This window comes from Nonomuraea sp. NPDC050786, from assembly GCF_040654115.1.
Classification (GTDB): Bacteria; Actinomycetota; Actinomycetes; order Streptosporangiales; family Streptosporangiaceae; genus Nonomuraea.
The window spans coordinates 44,127-61,791 of record NZ_JBFAHJ010000037.1 but is presented as its reverse complement, the minus strand read 5'-3'; the positions used below and the strand labels follow the sequence as shown (position 1 = coordinate 61,791).

The following is a 17,665-nucleotide window of genomic DNA, read 5'->3' as shown; positions in this document are numbered from 1 at the left end:
TCGTCGACTGCCTACAGCATACCGTCCGGGGGAGGTCCCGGACCGTGAGTCTCATCACAGGGCCTCCCGCGGTGTCAGGCCGGGATGGTGACCGGGAGGCCGGGGATGCGGAGGCGGGGGGTGGCCAGGGCGGGCAGCGCGGCGAGCGCGGTGGCGACGCCCAGCGCCGTCACGGGATTGCTCAGGGCGAGCAGGGCCAGCGCGACGGCCGCCACGCCGGCCACGGCCTTGGCGCTGTAGACGACGGCGTGGATCTCGCCCGCCCGCTCGACGCCGAAGAACTCCCGCACCAGGCTGGCGAGCAGCGGATAGAACGCCCCGCCCCCGACCCCGGCGGCCACGATTCCGAGCCACAACAGCGGCTCGCCTCCCGAGGCGGCGGCCGCGAGGAGGAGCTGCCCGACGGCGAGCGACGTCAGCACGGCGGCGAGCACGCGGCGCCGGCCGAACAGCTCCGAGCAGCGCATGGCCACCGACCGGCTGGCCCCGTTCAGCGCCACCAGCAGGGCGAGCGCACCCCAGGACCCCGTGCCCGCGACCACGATCACGTCGAAGACGGACACCGCGCCCGCGCACGTCAGGATCAGGGCGAGCGCGGGCAGCGTCCGCGTGCGCAGCGCCTGCGGCAGCCTGAACTGCCTGGCCGCCTCCGGGGTCGTGCGCAGTCTCGCCGCGTCCAGCGCGTGCGAGCGCGGGTCGACGTCCGCGGGCCACCACAGCGCCGGGGCCAGCCGCAGGTGCCGGGCCGCCGCCCCGATGACCGCCACGGCGACGGCGGCCGCGACCAGGAAGGCGGTGGACGTGGCGTCGGGGGCGATACCGGCCCACACCAGTACGGGCACCGCGCCGTACCCGAAGGCGCCGGTGATCAGGCCGACCCGGGCGGCCGGCCGCTCCGGATACCAGGAGGAGACCACCTCGCCGCAGATCCCGTAGACCAGGCCGGCCCCGAGCCCGCCGAGCAGCGCGTATCCCAGGAAGGCGATCAGGCCGAGGCCGGACAGCCCCGCCGCCGCCTGACCCGGGCCGCTGAACGCCGCCGCGGCGAGGCCCAGGGCGCTCAGGGCGGCTCCGGCCGCCAGGCAGGCGCGGACCCCGAGGCGGCCGCGCCGTACCAGGCGGAGTGCGGGGAGGGCGCCCGCGGCCTGGCAGGCGATCCAGACGGCCAGCAGGGTGAGGCCGGTGGCCTCCTTGGCGAGGAGGGCCGCGTAGCCGTACTGGAGCGGGCTGATCGCCGCCATGGCGCCCCAGGCCAGCCAGAAGATGCGCTTACGGTCGGCGGGGACGGGTCCCGGGAGGTACGAGCGTCCGCGCCAGTCTCTCACTGCATTCTCCATACTGTATGGAATATCCAGTAGACGAGCCGCTGTCGAGACTCTGGACGAGGGTTTTTCCATACGGTATACCGTCTACAAAGGAGGCTCGAATGGACCTGTACGAGTATCAGGCGAAGGAGCTCTTCGGGCGCCACGGGATCCCCGTCCCCCCAGGCAGGATCGCGGCCACCCCGGCCGAGGCCCGCGAGATCGCGACCGAGCTGAACGCGCCCGTCGTCATCAAGGCCCAGGTGAAGACCGGCGGACGCGGCAAGGCGGGCGGCATCAGGCCGGCGGCGGGGCCGGCCGGCGCCGAGGCGGAGGCCGGGCGCGTCATCGGGATGGACATCAAGGGGCACGTCGCGCGCAGCGTGCTGGTCGAGGCCGCGACCGTGCCGTTCGAGGAGTATTACGCGGCCTTCCTCGTGGATCGGGCCGAGGGCGGTTTTCTGGCGATGGTCTCCGGCCAGGGCGGCATGGAGATCGAGGAGCTGGCGGCCACCGACCCCGACGCGCTGGTGAAGCTGCCGATCGACCCCGTGACAGGCGTGGACGCGGACACCGCCCGGCTGATGGCGGCCAAGGCGGGCCTGCCGGAGCAGGCGGCCGAGGTGCTGGAGAGGCTGTGGCGGGTCCTGGTCGAGGAGGACGCCCTGCTGGTCGAGGTCAACCCGCTGATCTGCACCACGGACCAGCGCATCGTGGCGCTCGACGGCAAGGTCACCCTGGACGGCAACGCCGCGTTCCGGCACTCCCGGGAGTACGCCGAGTCCTCGGACGGCTTGGAGGCCCGCGCCAGGGCCAAGGGACTGAACTACGTCAAACTGGACGGACAGGTCGGGGTGATCGGCAACGGCGCCGGGCTGGTCATGAGCACGCTCGACGTGGTCGCCGGTGCCGGGGCGGCCCCCGCGAACTTCCTGGACATCGGCGGCGGCGCGTCCGCCAAGGTCATGGCCGACGGGCTGGAGATCATCCTGGCCGATCCCGGCGTGCGCTCGGTCCTGGTGAACGTCTTCGGCGGCATCACGGCCTGCGACGCGGTGGCCAACGGCATCGTCACCGCGCTCGGGCTGCTCGGCGAGCGCGGCCTCGGCAGGCCCATCGTCGTACGGCTGGACGGCAACAACGCCGAGGTCGGCAGGCGCATCCTCAGCGACGCCCGGCACCCGGCGGTCCGGCAGGTCTCCACCATGGACGGCGCCGCCGAGATGGCGGCCAGACTCGCGGCAGGTGCGTGATGGCGATCTTTCTGACCAAGGAGAGCCGGGTGCTCGTGCAGGGCATGACCGGCGCGGAGGGCACCAGGCACACGGCCCGCATGCTGGCCGCGGGCACCGACGTCGTGGCCGGGGTCACGCCCGGCAAGGGCGGGCGCTCCGTGGACTTCGGCGAGCGCACGGTGCCCGTGTTCGGCTCGGTCGCGGAGGCGATGGAGGAGACCGGGGCCGACGTCTCGGTCGTGTTCGTGCCGCCGCGGTTCACCGGCTCGGCCGTGGAGGAGGCCGTCGGGGCCGGGGTGCCGCTCTGCGTGGTCATCACCGAGGGCGTCCCCGTGCACGACACGGTGCGCTTCCGCGCCCTGGCGAGCGGCCGGACCAGGATCATCGGGCCCAACTGCCCCGGCCTGATCAGCCCGGGGCAGTCGTCGGCCGGGATCATCCCCGCCGACATCACCTCGGCCGGGCGCATCGGGCTGGTGTCGAAGTCGGGCACGCTGACATACCAGCTCATGTACGAGCTGCGCGACCTGGGCTTCTCCACCGCCGTCGGCATCGGCGGCGACCCCGTCGTCGGCACCACCCACATCGACTGCCTCCAGGCGTTCCAGGACGATCCCGGCACGGACGCCATCGTCATGATCGGCGAGATCGGCGGCGACGCCGAGGAGCGGGCCGCCGCCTACATCGCCGCAAACGTCACCAAGCCCGTGGTCGCCTACGTGGCCGGCTTCACCGCGCCGGAGGGCAGGACCATGGGGCACGCGGGCGCGATCGTGTCCGGTTCGTCCGGCACCGCCCTGGCCAAGAAGGAGGCCCTGGAGGCGGTCGGCGTCCGCGTCGGCCGCACCCCGTCCGAGACCGCCCGCCTCATGCGCTCGGCGATCCCGTCATGAGATTCGACGTCAATCTCTCCATTCTCTTCACCGACCTGCCGCTGCTGGAGCGGCCCGCCGCGGCGGCCAAGGCCGGGTTCGACGCCGTCGAGCTCTGGTGGCCGTTCGACGGGCCGGAGCCGCCGCGCAGGGAGCCGGCGGCGCTGCGGCAGGCGATCGAGGATGCCGGCGTCCGGCTCGTCGGACTGAACTTCGACGCGGGCGACATGACCGCGGGGGAGCGCGGCCTGCTGGCCAGACCGGACACCTCCGCCCGGTTCCAGGCCGGCATCGACGTGGCGGTCCAGCTGGCGGGCGAGCTGGGCTGCGGCGTGCTCAACGCCCTGTACGGCAACGGGCCGGGCACCGACCGGGCCCTGGCCGTGGCCAACCTGCGCAGGGCGGCCGACGCGGCGGCGGGCATCGGCGCGACCGTGGTGGTCGAAGCGCTCAACTCCCACGAGAACCCGAAATATCCGATCACATCGTCGCGGGCGGCGTTCGAGCTGATCGACGAGGTGGACAGGGAGAACGTGGCCTTCCTGGCCGACCTCTACCACCTGCACCGGATGGGCGAGGACGTGCTGTCGCTCATCGACCGGCACAGTGCCAGGTTCGGCCACGTACAGATCGCCGACGACCCCGGCAGGGGGCGGCCGGGCAGCGGGCGCATGCCGTACGACGAGATCTTCGCCCGGCTGTCGGCGGCGGGCTACCGGGGTCACATCGGCCTGGAGTACCGGCACGAGGGGCCGGGCGCGTTCGACTGGAGGCGGCCATGAACATCGGGTTCATCGGCTTGGGGATCATGGGCAGCCCGATGGCGGCGAACCTCCTCAAAGCCGGACATGTAGTGATCGGATATGACGTGAGCGCCGAGCGCGTCGAGCAGCTCGTCGCCCTGGGCGGCAAGGGCGCGTCCGGCGTGGTCGAGGCGGTCGGCGGCGCCGACGTGGTGATCACGATGCTGCCCGACTCGCCACAGGTGGAAGAGGTCGCGCCGCTGGCCGTCGAGTACGGCCGCCCGAACCTCCTCTACATCGACATGAGCACCATCAGGCCCGAGACCTCCCGCCGGGTCGCCCGGCAGGCCGCGGCCGCCGGCGTACGCGCACTGGACGCCCCGGTCAGCGGCGGCGAGCGCGGCGCGGTGGACGGCACCCTGTCGATCATGGTGGGTGGCGAGGCGGAGCACTTCCGGGCGGCCCAGCCGGTGCTCGGGGTGCTCGGCACGACGGTCGTGCACGTCGGCCCGGCCGGCGCCGGACAGACCGTCAAGGCGGCCAACCAGCTCGTCGTCGGCGGCATCTACGGGCTCGTGTCGGAGGCGATCGTGCTGCTCGAAGCCTCCGGCGTGGATCCCGTGGCCGGGCTCGACGTGCTCGCGGGCGGCCTGGCGGGCTCCAGGATCCTGGAGCTCAAGCGGCACACCATGGTCAGGCGGGAGTTCGCCCCCGGGTTCCGGATCGACCTGCACCACAAGGACATGGGCATCGCCGTCGCCGCCGCCCGCGAGGCCGGCGTCAGCCTGCCGCTCACCGGGCAGGTCGCCCAGCTCGTGGCCGCGGCCAGGGCGCAGGGCCACGGCTCGCTCGATCACTCCGCCCTGCTCAAGGTCGTCGAAAGGCTGAACGGATGACGCGAATCCCGTGCATGGAGGCCGTGGTCGCCGTGCTGGAGTCGGAGGGGGTGGACACCGTCTTCGGCATCCCCGGCGCGGCCATCCTGCCGCTCTACGCCGCGCTCCAGCAGAGCTCGATCAGGCACATCACCGTACGCCACGAGGAGGGAGGCACCCACGCGGCCGACGGCTGGGCCAGGGTGACCGGGAACGTCGGCGTCTGCATCGGCACCTCCGGCCCCGCCGGCACGAACATGATCACCGGCCTCTACACCGCCCTCGCCGACTCGATCCCGATGATCTGCGTCACCGGGCAGGCGGTGAGCTCCAAGCTGCACCAGGAGGCGTTCCAGGCGGTCGACATCGTGGAGATCGCCCGGCCGGTGACCAAGTGGGCGGTGCAGCTCAAGGAGCCGGCGCAGGCGCCGTGGGTGTTCAGGGAGGCGTTCAGGATCGCCCGCTCGGGACGGCCCGGTCCGGTGCTCATCGACCTGCCGCTCGACGTCCAGCGCGGGACCTGCCGGTACGACCGGGAGCTGGACGCGCCGCTGCCCGTCGAGGAGCCCAGGCCGCTGCCCGGGGCCGTGCGCAAGGCCATGGACCTGCTGACCGGCGCCAGGAGGCCGATCATCCTGGCGGGGGGCGGCGTGATCATCGCCGAGGCGTGCGACGAGCTGCGCGCGCTGGCCGAGCACCTCCAGGTGCCCGTGCAGGTGACGCTCATGGGCAAGGGCGCCTTCCCCGAGGACCACCCACTGTTCGCGGGCATGGCGGGCATCCAGACCCAGACGCGCTGGGGCAATGCCGCGTTCCTGGACAGCGACTTGGTCCTGGCCGTGGGCGCCCGCTTCGGCGACCGGCACACCGGCGACCTCGACGTCTACCGCAGGGGGCGCACGTTCGTGCACGTGGACATCGAGCCCACGCAGATCGGCCGGGTCTTCGAGCCCGACCTGGGGATCGTCGGGCACGCCCGGCCGGTGCTGGCGGAGCTGCTGGCCGAGGCGCGCCGCCGTACGGCGCCGAAGGAGCCGGGCAAGTGGGTACGGCGGATCGCCGACCTGCGCCGGACGATGGCCCGCCGCGACGACTTCGACGACGTGCCGATCAAGCCGCCACGGGTGTTCAGGGAGATCAACGAGTATTTCGGCAGGGACACCACGTTCGTCACCGCCATCGGGCTCTACCAGATCTGGTCGGGCCAGTTCCAGGCGACGTACCTGCCACGCCGCTACCTGGTCTGCGGCCAGGCCGGCCCGCTCGGCTGGGAGGTGCCCGCGGCCATGGGCGTCAAGTGCGCCCATCCCGAGCGCCAGGTCGTGGCCGTGGTGGGCGACTACTCCTTCCAGTTCCTCATGGAGGAGGTCGCGGTGGCTGCCCAGTACCGGATCCCGTTCGTCATCGTCATGATCAACAACGAGTATTTGGGACTCATCCGGCAGGCCGAGCTCCCGTACGGCATGAACTACGCCGTGGACCTGCGCTACGGGGAAGGCGGCATCGACCATGTCAAGGCCATGGAGGCGTTCGGCTGCCCGGCGCGCCGCGTCGAGCTGCCGGGGGACATCCGCGACGCGCTGGCCTGGGCGGCGGCGGAGTCGGCGCGGGAGCGGCTGCCCGTGCTGGTGGAGGTGATGGTGGAGCGCGAGGCCAACGCCGCCATGGGGCCCTCGCTGGAGGCGATCAAGGAGTTCGAGCCGCTGCCCGAGCTCATCACCGCCGACTGGTCCGACTGAGGAGGGACGCATGCGGCTCAAGCCGGGTACGGCCTGGCGGGACGCCTACGACAGGTGCTGTTCCGCGGCCCCCGAGGCCTTCCACGACGACCGGGTGCTGAACCACTGGGGCGGCATCTGGCACCGCGACGGGCGCCCCGTGCCCGGCTTCTCGCCGCTGGACGGCACCGCCATCGCGGGACCGCCCAGGCTCGACCGGGCGGGTGCGGGACGCGCGGTGGCGGGCGCCGTCGAGGAGCACCGCAGGTGGCGGCACGTGCCGCTCGCCGAGCGCAAGGCCATGGTCTCCGCCGCCGTGGAGTCGATGGCCGCGCACCGCGACCTGCTGGCGCTGCTGCTGGTCTGGGAGATCGGCAAGCCGTGGCGGACGGCCTGCGCCGACGTGGACCGCTGCCTGGACGGCGTGCGCTGGTACGTCGAGGAGATCGACCGCCTGATCGCGGGACGCGCGCCGCTCCCCGGGCCGGTCAGCAACATCGCGAGCTGGAACTACCCGATGAGCGTGCTCATGCACGCCATGCTCGTGCAGGCGCTGGCCGGCAACGCGGTGATCGCCAAGACGCCCACGGACGGCGGGCTGTGCTGCCTCACGCTCGCCTGCGCGCTGGCCGTGCGGGAAGGGCTGCCGTTCACGCTGGTCAGCGGGGGAGGGGCGGAGCTGTCGCCGGTGCTCGTCGGCGGGCGCGCGCTGGGCTGCGTGTCGTTCGTGGGAGGCAGGGACGCGGGGGCGAAGGTGGCGACCTCGCTGGCCGACGTCGGACGCCGGCACGTGCTGGAGCAGGAGGGCCTCAACTGCTGGGGCGTGTGGGAGTACGGCGACTGGGAGTTGCTCACCCGGCAGATCCGGGCCTCGTTCGACTACGGCAAGCAGCGCTGCACCGCCTATCCGCGGTTCGTGGTGCAGCGGTCGCTGTTCCACGAGTTCCTGGGGGCGTACCTGGCGGCGGTGGGCTCCCTGCGGTTCGGGCATCCGCTCGCGGTGGACGCTCCCGGCGATCCGCTGCCCGAGCTGGACTTCGGGCCGCTGATCAATGCCTCGAAGGCGAAGGAGCTGGCCGACCAGGTGGACGAGGCGGTAGCCAGGGGCGGGGTGCCGGTGCACCGGGCGCCGCTCGACGCCGGACATTTCCTGCCGGGGCAGGATATTTCGGCTTATTTCGCGCCGACGGCGCTCCTCAACCCGCCCCGCTCCTCCCCGCTCTTCCACGCCGAGCCGTTCGGGCCGGTGGACACGTTCGTGCTGGTCGACACGGAGGCGGAGCTGCTGGCCGCGATGAACGCCAGCAACGGCGCCCTCGTGGCCACGCTCTCCTGCGACGAGGAGGAGACGTTCCGGCGGCTGGCGCCGGAGGTGCGGGCGTTCAAGGTGGGGCACAACCGGCCGCGCTCGCGGGGCGACCGGGAGGAGCTGTTCGGCGGGCTCGGGGCGTCCTGGCGCGGCGCGTTCGTCGGCGGCGAACTGCTCGTACGGGCCGCCACCACGGGCCCGGAGGGCGAGCGCCTGCCGGGCAACTTCCCCCACTACACCCTGCTCCCCTGAACGGGGAGAAGGCTTCTCAGAAGGCGCCGAAGCGGGTCGCGACGAGCAGCACGAGGAAGGTCAGCATGGCGACCCGCAGCACCTTGCCACCGATCCCCAGCGACGGCCACGACAGGTACGCCAGCCAGCCGATGAACGCGATCACCGGCAGCACGGCCACACCGCCCAGCGGGTTGGCCACGGCGAACCCGGCCAGCAGCAGGATCACCAGCACGGCGGGCGCCACCCAGCGGGGCACCTGCGTGAACAGATAGGTCATCGGCACGGCACTGCGCTGCTCGACGGCCTTGCGCAGGCCGGTCGCGCCCGGCGTGAAGAACTGCTCGCCCTTGGGAAGCGGGCGCTTGCTGTCAGGGGCCACTCCCAGAGCCTACGGCAGTTGGCATGTCTGCCAGTCGTGACGCCTTTAATCTGGTCGGGTGCTCGCCGTGATCCGATACACCGTTCCTGAGTCCCAGTCCCAAGACTTCGTCAAGCAAGGCCAAACCATCCTCGACACACTCGGCGCCCAGCCGGGCTACCGGCGTGGCCGGCTGGCCCGTTCGATCGACGAGCCCAACCTGTGGGCGCTGGTCACGGAGTGGGAGGGCGCCGGGTTCTACCGCAGGGCCCTGTCGGCTGCGAGGATGGCGATGTACCCGCTGATGATCCTCATGGTCAACGAGCCCGGCGCCTACGAGGACGTCTACACACAAGACAGGCAGTAACGATTACCGGCGAGCGAGAGGGTGTGTGCGTCCCCTAAGCTGGGATCTCACCAATTTCACTCGCCGACCTCCAGCCGGAAAGAGAATCAACCAAAATGGCACGACGCACCGACGTCATGGACACCATCGTCAGCCTCGCCAAACGCCGCGGGCTCGTATACCCGTCGAGCGAGATCTACGGCGGACTGCGCGCGTCGTGGGACTACGGTCCACTGGGTGTCGAGCTCAAGAACAACGTCAAGCGGCAGTGGTGGCTGTCGATGGTCCAGTCGCGTGACGACGTCGTGGGCCTCGACTCCTGCGTCATCCTGGCGCCCGAGGTGTGGCGGGCCAGCGGCCACGTCGACACCTTCACCGACCCGCTGACCGAGTGTCTCTCCTGCCACAAGCGCTTCCGCGCCGATCACCTCATCGAGGCGTACGAGGAGAAGAACGGCAAGTCGCCCGAGCGCGGCCTGGCCGACATCACCTGCCCCAACTGCGGCAACAAGGGCACCTTCACCGAGCCCAGGCAGTTCAGCGGCCTGCTCAAGACCTACCTCGGCCCGGTCGAGGACGAGTCGGGCCTGGCCTACCTGCGGCCCGAGACCGCGCAGGGCATCTTCATCAACTACCTCAACGTGCAGCAGTCGGCGCGCAAGAAGATCCCGTTCGGCATCGGCCAGATCGGCAAGTCGTTCCGCAACGAGATCACGCCGGGCAACTTCATCTTCCGCACCCGCGAGTTCGAGCAGATGGAGATGGAGTTCTTCGTCAAGCCGGGCACGGACGAGGAGTGGCACCAGTACTGGATCGACGAGCGCTACCGCTGGTACTCCAACCTGGGCATCAACAAGGACAACCTGCGCCTTTACGAGCACCCGGCCGACAAGCGCTCCCACTACTCCACGCGCACGGTGGACGTCGAATACCGCTTCGGCTTCGCCGGCTCGGAGTGGGGTGAGCTCGAGGGCATCGCCAACCGCACCGACTACGACCTCACCGCCCACTCCAAGGCTTCGGGTGTCGACCTGAGCTTCTTCGAGCAGGACACGGGCGAGCGTTACGTCCCCTACGTCATCGAGCCGGCGGCCGGTGTCGACCGGGCGGCGCTGACGTTCCTGCTCGACGCCTACAGCGAGGACGAGGCGCCCAACGCCAAGGGCGTCATGGAGAAGCGCACGGTGCTGCGGCTCGACCACCGGCTCGCGCCGGTCAAGGCCGCGGTGCTGCCGCTCTCGCGCAACGCCGACCTGTCGCCGAAGGCCCGCGACCTGGCCGCGCAGCTGCGCCGCCGGTGGAACGTGGAGTTCGACGACGCGGGCGCGATCGGCCGCCGCTACCGCCGCCAGGACGAGATCGGCACGCCGTTCTGCATCACGGTCGACTTCGACACGCTCGAGGACCAGGCGGTCACCATCCGGGAGCGCGACTCGATGGCCCAGGAGCGCATCTCCATCGAGGGCGTCGACTCCTACCTGCGCCAGCACCTGAACGACTAGTTCTGGTCGTCATCTGACGGGCCGCGCGCCGTTGTTCCGGCGGGCGGCCCGTTCTGCGTTCACCACCATGATTTTTTACGGCTGCGCACGGGCAGGCAGGTTCGCTGCCAGGATGGCTTCATGATCCAAGTGCCCACGCTCTCCGCGACGGAAATCGCCTCAGATCGGCTCCTGCTGCGCAAAGCGCACAGTGCCGACCGCGAAGGGCTCATCGAGCTCGTCACCGATCCCGAGGTCAGGGCATATCTCGGCGGCCCGAGGCCCCGCGGCGACGTCGAGCGGCACATCGACGCGGTCGGCGCCGCCGCCCTGACCTCCCCGCCAGGAAGCTTCGTCATCGCGGACCTCACGACCGACGAGCTCATCGGAACACTCGCCCTCGACCGCCGCTCCGCCGAGCGCCCCGGACACGTCACGGAGGACGGCGAAGAGCTGGAGCTCTCCTATGTGCTCAGGCGCAGCGCGTGGGGCGCGGGGCTCGCGTTCGAGGCCGCGACGGCCGTGCTGCGCGCCGCCGCCGGCGAACTCCCCGACCAGCCGGTCGTTCTCGTGACCCAGACGGCCAACCAGCGCTCGCTGAGGCTCGCCGCCCGCCTCGGCTTCCGCCAGGTCGGCACCTTTGCGGAGTTCGGCGCGGAGCAGGCGCTCAGCACCGCCAACCTGCATGCGTTCACCGCCTGACCTGGCTCATCGGGCCAGGGGAGGTGCGGCGGGTGTGCCGGCTGCGGCGTGGGCGTAGCGGCGGGCCAGGTGCGCGAAGGCGTCCTTGAGCTCGGCCGGGCCGACGACCTCGATGTCGGCGTCGAACCTGCCGATGGCGGCGGCCAGGCCGGGCCATGACCACGAGCCCAGGATCAGCCGGCAGCGCTCCGGTCCCAGCTCCTCGACGACTCCGTCGCGGGTGAAGCGGGACACGGCGGAGGCAGGCAGGTCAAGGATCACCTCGCCGCGGCAGGGCCAGTCGCCTGAGCCGTCGGAGCCCCGGAACCTGCCCGTCACGAAGGCGGCCACCCCGCCTCCGGGCAGCTCGCGCGGGGTGAAGCGGGGCCCTGTCGGAGTGCGCGGGACGATCCGGTCGGCGCGGAAAGTACGCCAGTCCTCGCGGTCGAGGTCCCAGGCGACGAGATACCAGCGCCCGCCCCACGCGACGAGGTGATGCGGCTGCACCCTGCGCGGCGGGGCCGCCATGGCCTGGTCGGCCGGGGGGAATGCGGGGGTGTAGTCGAAGCGCAGCACCTCGCGGGCGTGGACGGCCGCACTGAGTGCCGTCAGCACGCCGCTGCCGACTGGCGGGTCCGGTCTTGTCGTCGGCCGCTCGACGGCGGTGACCTGGAGGGTGTCGATCCGGTGGCGCAGCCGTACGGGCATGACCTGCCGGACGGTGTTCAGCGCGCGCGCCGCGGCTTCCTCGATGCCGGCGCCGGTGGTGGTGGCGATCTGGAGTGCGATGGCCAGAGCGACGGCCTGCTCGTCGTCGAAGAGCAACGGGGGCAGCTCCGTGCCCGCCTCGAGCCGGTAGCCGCCGTCGGGCCCCTTGAAGGCCACGATGGGATAGCCGAGCTCGCGCAGGCGGTCGACGTCGCGGCGCACGGTGCGCGGGCTGATGTCCAGCCGCTCGGCCAGCAGCGCCCCCGGCCAGTCGCGGCGCGTCTGGAGCAACGAGAGCAGCGCCAGCAGTCGCGCTGAGGTCTTCGGCATGATTCCCATAGTGCCCTGAGAAGCGGACACTTCCTGTCCGCTTCACCTGCGACTGTTGTCGCGTGCCCGTCAACGACAACAACGCGAAGGACCCGAACGCCGTGACCGCCACCACCACGCCCCCCTCGACCCTCGACGCCGAGCGGGGCGACCTGCTCGCCGCGCTCGCGACCGCGCGCTCCGCCCTGACCGACACCGTCCGGGAGCTCGGCGACGAGCAGCTCGGCGAGCGCCCGACGGCCAGCGCGCTCTGCCTGGGCGGGCTGATCAAGCACGTCGCCTCCATGGAGGAGAGCTGGCTGCGCTTCGTGCTGGAGGGCCCGTCGGCGATGCGCCACGACCTGCCCGACGGTGTCACCTGGGCCGACCTCGCAGCCGGCACCGCACGGGAGATCCCGCAGTGGGCGATCGACCACCAGAACGACTTCCGGATGCTGCCCGGCGAGACATCGGCCGGGATCCTGGCCCGCTACGAGCAGGTCGCCGCCCGTACCGAGGAGATCATCGCCACCGTGCCCGACCTGTCGGCGACACACCCGCTGCCGGAAGCGCCCTGGAACGAGCCGGGGGCGGTGCGCAGCGTGCGCCAGGTGCTGCTGCACCTCATCGCCGAGACCGCCCAGCACGCGGGGCACGCCGACATCCTGCGCGAGACGCTCGACGGCCAGAAATCAACCTGACCAGCGATCGGGGTCCTCCCGGATCGGCCCACCCAGCCCGTCCACGCCGGTTGCGGCATGAGACAAATGGGGGCGTTCCCCCGACCCAGTCTCACACAACGCAAACGCCCGCTACTCTCAGCCACGGTGTCGGGAGGGATGATGCGGGAGCTGTACGGCCTCGAACTGGAACCCGAAGTACGAGAATGGCTTGCCGATCTCAGCGGGAGCGACTTCAAGAGAGTCGATGAACTCGCAGGCATGCTGGCCGAAAGAGGGCCTGAACTCGGCGGGCCGTGGTCGGATCATTTGGAGGGACGGGTATGGGAGCTGCGGGTTCGGCTTCGCGTGGTTGCCGCCCGGGTAACGTACTGGTGTACTACGAACAGGACGATCGTGTTGCTCACGGTTTTCCACAAGACCAAGCAACATGATCAGAGGCAGATCGAACGTGCGGTTCGAGCGCAGAAGATCTGCGAGCGCGATCATTGGGGTCCGATAACCGAGATTTTCGAAAGGCACGTGTGATGTCCGGGTACCACACCCGCTGGGTACGCCCTTCCGAGCAGGTCGAAGATCCCGAACGGATCGCCATTCGCGAGGCGCTGGCGTTTGGCAAGGCCCTGTACGATCGGCGCGTCGCACTCGGGCTTGGCATTGCCGAAGTCGCCGAGCGAGCGGGCATGACCGAGGACGAGATTGAGTGCATCGAGGAAGGCGGCACCACACCGACCGTTGCGCTGCTGCGCCACTTGGCCGCCGCTCTGGATGCGGATGTTCGCCTCACTGCCGGCCATGATCTCGGATCTGTCTGGTTCGAAGCCCACGCCGCCTAGTTCTGGCGATCTCGGTTACCGAACAGGAAGGACGTTCGGTCCCGCCATCTCTGCCGCCCGGTCTTTCTCGGCTGCCGTTGCGGTGTCCCTATGGGTTCTTCCGCCGGCCTCTCTGGTCTTGAACTGCGGCTTCACGGCATACGACCCAACCGGGTGGAATTTCGGCCCAGCGCCAGGGGGAGCGCGAAGGGGGCAGGCATGCCCCCTCGCCCTGGGATCGGGGCGGAGCCCCGATCCCATCGGCACGCCCGAGCGCTGAGCGAGGACCGCGCTTGTCGGCCCGGAGCCCCGGGAGCTCTCCACGGCGTCCTGGTGTCAGCGGGTGTCGGAGTCGGTTTCGGTCAAGGCGGCGCGGCCGGCCTCCAGGCGGGCCACCGGGATGCGGAACGGCGAGCAGGAGACGTAGTCCAGCCCGACCTCGTGGCAGAAGTGCACCGAGTCCGGGTCTCCGCCGTGCTCCCCGCAGATCCCCAGGTGCAGGTCCGGGCGGGCCGACCGGCCCTCCTCCACCGCGATCCTGATCAGGCGGCCCACGCCCTCCCTGTCCAGGGTCTCGAACGGGGAGACGCCGAAGATGCCGAGGTCGAGGTAGCGGGAGAAGAAGGCCGACTCCACGTCGTCCCGTGAGAAGCCCCAGGCCATCTGGGTGAGGTCGTTGGTGCCGAAGGAGAAGAACTCCGCCGCCTCCGCTATCTGGGCCGCCGTCAGGGCCGCCCGCGGGACCTCGATCATGGTGCCGATCAGGGCCTCCACGCCGGCCTCCGCGAGGATCCGCTCCGCCTCCTCGCGTACCGCCTCCAGCTCCTGTACGGCCGCCACCAGCGGGATCATGATCTCCGGCCGGGCGCCCGGCACCTCCTTGGCCGCCTGGGCGATGGCCCGCACCTGCATCGCGAACAGGCCCGGGATCGCCAGGCCCAGGCGGACGCCCCGGAGACCCAGCATCGGGTTCTGCTCGTGGAGGCGCTTCACCGCCGCCAGGAGCCGGCGGTCCTTCTCGGTGGCTCTGTTGGCGGGACTGTCCGTGGCGACCTTGACCGAGAGGTCCACGATGTCGGGCAGGAATTCATGGAGGGGCGGGTCGATGAGGCGGATGGTGACGGGAGCGCCGTCCATTGCCTGAAATATCTGGGTGAAGTCGGTCTTCTGGAGCGGCTCCAGCGCGTCCAGCGCCGCCTGGCGCTCCTCGTCCGTCGCGGCCAGGACCAGGTCCTCCACCAGTTGCCTGCGCTCGCCCAGGAACATGTGCTCCGTGCGGCACAGTCCGATGCCCTGCGCGCCGAAGCGGCGGGCCCGCGCCGCGTCCTCCGGGGTGTCGGCGTTCGCCCGCACGCCCAGGCGCCGCGCCGAGTCCGCGTGGCGCATGATCCGGTCCACGGCCTTGACCAGCTCGTCCTCCGGCGGGGCGCCCTCGAAGTACTCGACCACCGCCGAGTCCACGACCGGCACCTCCCCCAGGAAGACCTCCCCGGAGGTCCCGTCGATGGAGATGACGTCGCCCTCGGACACCACCACCCCGCCGGGCGCGGTGAAGCGGCGTTCGGGAGGAGAGACCTCCAGTTCCTCCGCCCCGCACACGCACGTCTTGCCCATGCCCCTGGCCACCACGGCGGCGTGGGAGGTCTTGCCGCCGCGGCTGGTCAGGATGCCCTTGGCGGCGATCATGCCGGCCAGGTCGTCGGGGTTGGTCTCGCGGCGGACCAGGATGACGTCCTCGCCCTGCTCCGACAGCTCCACCGCCCGCTCGGACGAGAAGACGGCCTTGCCCACGGCGGCGCCGGGGGAGGCGTTCATGCCCTTGGCGATCCGCTTCTTGTCGGCGCCGCCGTCGAAGCGGGGGAACATGAGCTGCGCCAGCTGGTCGCCGGTGACGCGGGTGACGGCCTCGTCGAGCGTGATCAGGCCCTGGTCCACGAGCTGCGTGGCGATGCAGAACGCGGCCGCCGCCGTGCGCTTGCCGACCCGCGTCTGCAGCATCCAGAGCTTGCCGCGCTCGATCGTGAACTCGATGTCGCACAGGTCCTTGTAGTGGTTCTCGAGGGTCTTCATGATCCCGAGCAGCTCGTCGTATGAGGTCTTGTCGATGCGCTCGAGCTCCTCCAGCGGGATCGTGTTGCGGATGCCGGCCACCACGTCCTCGCCCTGGGCGTTCTGCAGGTAGTCGCCGTAGATGCCCTGCCTGCCGGTGCCGGGGTCGCGGGTGAAGGCGACGCCGGTGCCGGAGTCGTCGCCGACGTTGCCGAAGACCATGGCCACGATGTTCACGGCGGTGCCGAGGTCGGCCGGGATGCGTTCCTGGCGGCGGTAGAGGATCGCCCGGGGGGCGTTCCAGGAGTCGAAGACCGCCATGACGGCCAGGCGCATCTGCTGGCGCGGGTCGGTGGGGAAGTCCTCGCCGGTCTGCTCGCGGACGATGCCCTTGAACGTCTCCACGAGCCGCTGCAGCTCGCCCGCGTCGAGGTCGGTGTCCTGGCGCCGGCCCTTCAGCTCGTCGAGCGCGCGCTCGAACAGGTCGCCGTCGATCCCGAGCACCGTCTTGCCGAACATCTGGATGAGCCTGCGGTACGAGTCCCACGCGAAGCGGTCGTTGCCGCCCGCCTGCTTGGCCAGGCCGTGGACGGACTCGTCGTTCAGCCCGATGTTGAGGACGGTCTCCATCATGCCCGGCATGGAGAACTTCGCCCCGGACCGCACGCTCACCAGCAGCGGGTCGTCGGCCTGTCCGAGCCGCCGGCCCATCTGCTTCTCGAGCGCGTCCAGGTGCTCGGCGACCTCCTGCTCCAGGCCGTCCGGTACGACGCCGGTCGCCAGGTAGTGGCGGCAGGCGTCGGTGGTGATCGTGAATCCGGGGGGAACGGGCAGTCCGAGGTTGGTCATTTCGGCAAGATTCGCGCCCTTGCCGCCGAGAAGATCCTTGAGATTCCTGTTGCCCTCGGTGAAGTCGTAAACGTACTTGGCCACCACACGCTCCAATCCAACGCCTCTGCCCGGGACTCTACCGGCGAAATTGATGATGAAACTGCACCCTTCGGATAAGTTGCCGTTTCCCCAGGTAAACCGCACAGGAGAGGTCTAATCCAATTAAAGTTCTGGAAGATAGAGAATTGGATTAGACCAATTGGTTTACACCAATTCTTGAGAAAGGCGGACGGCGGGTGCAGAATCAGATCACACCCCCATCAGGAGGCGCCCATGGCCACTCCTACCAAGCCCAAGCGGCGCGCCCGCATAGTCGCGGGGTCCGCAAAGGCGGCCGTCGATTCCGCGATCTACCTCGACGACCGCCTGCCGCTGGCCCGCTGGCTCCGGCCGCAGCTGCGCAAGCTGTTCCCGAGCCACTGGACGTTCCTGCTGGGCGAGCTGGCGCTCTACTCGTTCGCGCTGCTGGTGCTCACGGGCACGTTCCTCACGCTGTTCTACGAGCCGCACTCCGGCGTGGCCTTCGCCTCAGTCACGGAGATCAGCCTCGACGTGCGCGGCGGGCTGCTGATGCGCCAGCTCCACCACTGGTCGGCCACGGTGTTCGTGCTGGCGATCGTGGCCCACCTCTGCCGGGTCTTCTTCACCGGCGCGTTCCGCCGGCCGCGCGAGCTGACCTGGATGCTCGGGGTCGTGCTGTTCGGGCTGGTGCTGTTCGAGTCGTTCCTGGGCGTCTCGCTGCCCGGTGACCAGCTCGCGATGACCGGGCTGCGCGAGGCGCACGCGCTGCTGCTCTCGATCCCGCTGGTGGGCACGTACCTGGCGGCGTTCGCCTTCGACGGCGGCTTCCCCGGGCAGGTCATCCCGCGGGTCTTCGTCACCCATGTGCTGCTGGTGCCGGGCATCCTGATGGCGGTGGTGCCGTTGCACGCGCTGATCCTCACCTGGCGGCAGAAGCACACCGAGCGAAGGAGCTCGCGACGAGAGAGCGAGGAACGAGCCAACGAGGAGCGAAGCGGTCGCGACCATGAACACGAGCGAAGGAGCTCGCGACGAG

17 protein-coding genes are annotated in these 17,665 nt (G+C 70.6%); 13 read left to right on the top strand and 4 right to left on the bottom strand.

Going from position 1 to position 17,665, the window contains the following annotated elements:
- Positions 1 to 74 precede the first annotated feature (74 nt).
- A complete protein-coding gene (locus AB0H84_RS44865) occupies positions 75 to 1,325 on the bottom strand; it encodes an MFS transporter (RefSeq protein WP_357618814.1) in 1,251 nt (416 codons plus the stop codon).
- 101 nt (positions 1,326 to 1,426) lie between these two features.
- Between AB0H84_RS44865 and sucC the strand changes: the two genes are divergently transcribed.
- The 6 genes from sucC to AB0H84_RS44835 are packed head-to-tail and all read left to right on the top strand — an operon-like array spanning position 1,427 to position 8,308.
- Entirely contained in the window at positions 1,427 to 2,557 is a 1,131-nt protein-coding gene (gene sucC / locus AB0H84_RS44860; RefSeq protein WP_357618811.1) for an ADP-forming succinate--CoA ligase subunit beta, read from the top strand.
- The gene (gene sucD / locus AB0H84_RS44855; protein ID WP_357618808.1) at positions 2,557 to 3,432 is read left to right on the top strand and encodes a succinate--CoA ligase subunit alpha; all 876 of its coding nucleotides are present in this window, start codon (positions 2,557 to 2,559) and stop codon (positions 3,430 to 3,432) included. The genes sucC and sucD overlap by 1 nt, the downstream gene beginning before the upstream one ends.
- Entirely contained in the window at positions 3,429 to 4,193 is a 765-nt protein-coding gene (locus AB0H84_RS44850; protein WP_357618805.1) for a TIM barrel protein, read from the top strand. Before sucD ends, AB0H84_RS44850 begins: the two co-directional genes overlap by 4 nt.
- Entirely contained in the window at positions 4,190 to 5,050 is an 861-nt protein-coding gene (locus AB0H84_RS44845) for a 2-hydroxy-3-oxopropionate reductase (protein WP_357618802.1), read from the top strand. Before AB0H84_RS44850 ends, AB0H84_RS44845 begins: the two co-directional genes overlap by 4 nt.
- The gene (gene gcl, locus AB0H84_RS44840) at positions 5,047 to 6,768 is read left to right on the top strand and encodes a glyoxylate carboligase (protein ID WP_357618799.1); all 1,722 of its coding nucleotides are present in this window, start codon (positions 5,047 to 5,049) and stop codon (positions 6,766 to 6,768) included. Before AB0H84_RS44845 ends, gcl begins: the two co-directional genes overlap by 4 nt.
- A gap of 10 nt (positions 6,769 to 6,778) precedes the next feature.
- Complete coding sequence (locus tag AB0H84_RS44835; RefSeq protein ID WP_357618796.1) at positions 6,779 to 8,308, top strand: aldehyde dehydrogenase family protein; 1,530 nt, start codon at positions 6,779 to 6,781, stop codon at positions 8,306 to 8,308.
- A gap of 16 nt (positions 8,309 to 8,324) precedes the next feature.
- Here AB0H84_RS44835 and AB0H84_RS44830 read toward each other — a convergent pair whose 3' ends face one another.
- Complete coding sequence (locus AB0H84_RS44830; protein WP_357618794.1) at positions 8,325 to 8,669, bottom strand: DUF6703 family protein; 345 nt, start codon at positions 8,667 to 8,669, stop codon at positions 8,325 to 8,327.
- Between the two features lie 58 nt (positions 8,670 to 8,727).
- On the opposite strand from AB0H84_RS44830, the gene AB0H84_RS44825 reads away from it, so the two are divergent.
- The 3 genes from AB0H84_RS44825 to AB0H84_RS44815 all read left to right on the top strand — a co-directional run bounded on the left by AB0H84_RS44825 (position 8,728) and on the right by AB0H84_RS44815 (position 11,177).
- A complete protein-coding gene (locus AB0H84_RS44825) occupies positions 8,728 to 9,015 on the top strand; it encodes an antibiotic biosynthesis monooxygenase family protein (protein WP_357618791.1) in 288 nt (95 codons plus the stop codon).
- 95 nt (positions 9,016 to 9,110) lie between these two features.
- Positions 9,111 to 10,496, top strand: a complete 1,386-nt coding sequence (locus AB0H84_RS44820; RefSeq protein ID WP_357618787.1) for a glycine--tRNA ligase — start codon at positions 9,111 to 9,113, stop codon at positions 10,494 to 10,496.
- A 120-nt stretch (positions 10,497 to 10,616) separates the two neighbouring features.
- Complete coding sequence (locus AB0H84_RS44815) at positions 10,617 to 11,177, top strand: GNAT family N-acetyltransferase (protein ID WP_357618784.1); 561 nt, start codon at positions 10,617 to 10,619, stop codon at positions 11,175 to 11,177.
- 6 nt (positions 11,178 to 11,183) lie between these two features.
- On the opposite strand, the gene AB0H84_RS44810 is transcribed toward AB0H84_RS44815, so the two are convergent.
- The gene (locus AB0H84_RS44810) at positions 11,184 to 12,194 is read right to left on the bottom strand and encodes a WYL domain-containing protein (RefSeq protein WP_357618781.1); all 1,011 of its coding nucleotides are present in this window, start codon (positions 12,192 to 12,194) and stop codon (positions 11,184 to 11,186) included.
- 62 nt (positions 12,195 to 12,256) lie between these two features.
- On the opposite strand from AB0H84_RS44810, the gene AB0H84_RS44805 reads away from it, so the two are divergent.
- The 3 genes from AB0H84_RS44805 to AB0H84_RS44795 all read left to right on the top strand — a co-directional run bounded on the left by AB0H84_RS44805 (position 12,257) and on the right by AB0H84_RS44795 (position 13,689).
- Entirely contained in the window at positions 12,257 to 12,874 is a 618-nt protein-coding gene (locus AB0H84_RS44805) for a DinB family protein (RefSeq protein ID WP_357618778.1), read from the top strand.
- A gap of 141 nt (positions 12,875 to 13,015) precedes the next feature.
- Positions 13,016 to 13,381 carry a type II toxin-antitoxin system RelE/ParE family toxin gene (locus AB0H84_RS44800; protein WP_357618775.1) on the top strand — a complete coding sequence of 122 codons (366 nt, stop codon included), beginning with the start codon at positions 13,016 to 13,018 and terminating at the stop codon, positions 13,379 to 13,381.
- Entirely contained in the window at positions 13,381 to 13,689 is a 309-nt protein-coding gene (locus AB0H84_RS44795; protein ID WP_357618773.1) for a helix-turn-helix domain-containing protein, read from the top strand. The genes AB0H84_RS44800 and AB0H84_RS44795 overlap by 1 nt, the downstream gene beginning before the upstream one ends.
- A gap of 315 nt (positions 13,690 to 14,004) precedes the next feature.
- Here AB0H84_RS44795 and ppdK read toward each other — a convergent pair whose 3' ends face one another.
- On the bottom strand, positions 14,005 to 16,650 hold the full coding sequence (gene ppdK, locus AB0H84_RS44790) for a pyruvate, phosphate dikinase (RefSeq protein ID WP_357618769.1): 2,646 nt from the start codon (positions 16,648 to 16,650) through the stop codon (positions 14,005 to 14,007).
- A 231-nt stretch (positions 16,651 to 16,881) separates the two neighbouring features.
- Between ppdK and AB0H84_RS44785 the strand changes: the two genes are divergently transcribed.
- Positions 16,882 to 17,665 (top strand): cytochrome b N-terminal domain-containing protein (locus tag AB0H84_RS44785; RefSeq protein ID WP_357618766.1); only part of this gene is annotated, 784 nt, incomplete at its 3' end.

Excerpts from the sequence above, each read along its gene's own strand:
- AB0H84_RS44845 (WP_357618802.1), top strand. The coding sequence starts at position 4,190 with ATGAACATCGGGTTCATCGGCTTGGGGATCATGGGCAGCCCGATGGCG.
- sucC (WP_357618811.1), top strand. The coding sequence starts at position 1,427 with ATGGACCTGTACGAGTATCAGGCGAAGGAGCTCTTCGGGCGCCACGGG.
- sucD (WP_357618808.1), top strand. The coding sequence starts at position 2,557 with ATGGCGATCTTTCTGACCAAGGAGAGCCGGGTGCTCGTGCAGGGCATG.
- AB0H84_RS44820 (WP_357618787.1), top strand. The coding sequence starts at position 9,111 with ATGGCACGACGCACCGACGTCATGGACACCATCGTCAGCCTCGCCAAA.
- AB0H84_RS44850 (WP_357618805.1), top strand. The coding sequence starts at position 3,429 with ATGAGATTCGACGTCAATCTCTCCATTCTCTTCACCGACCTGCCGCTG.
- AB0H84_RS44810 (WP_357618781.1), bottom strand. The coding sequence starts at position 12,194 with ATGCCGAAGACCTCAGCGCGACTGCTGGCGCTGCTCTCGTTGCTCCAG.
- AB0H84_RS44835 (WP_357618796.1), top strand. The coding sequence starts at position 6,779 with ATGCGGCTCAAGCCGGGTACGGCCTGGCGGGACGCCTACGACAGGTGC.
- AB0H84_RS44815 (WP_357618784.1), top strand. The coding sequence starts at position 10,617 with ATGATCCAAGTGCCCACGCTCTCCGCGACGGAAATCGCCTCAGATCGG.
- gcl (WP_357618799.1), top strand. The coding sequence starts at position 5,047 with ATGACGCGAATCCCGTGCATGGAGGCCGTGGTCGCCGTGCTGGAGTCG.
- AB0H84_RS44795 (WP_357618773.1), top strand. The coding sequence starts at position 13,381 with ATGTCCGGGTACCACACCCGCTGGGTACGCCCTTCCGAGCAGGTCGAA.
- AB0H84_RS44800 (WP_357618775.1), top strand. The coding sequence starts at position 13,016 with ATGCGGGAGCTGTACGGCCTCGAACTGGAACCCGAAGTACGAGAATGG.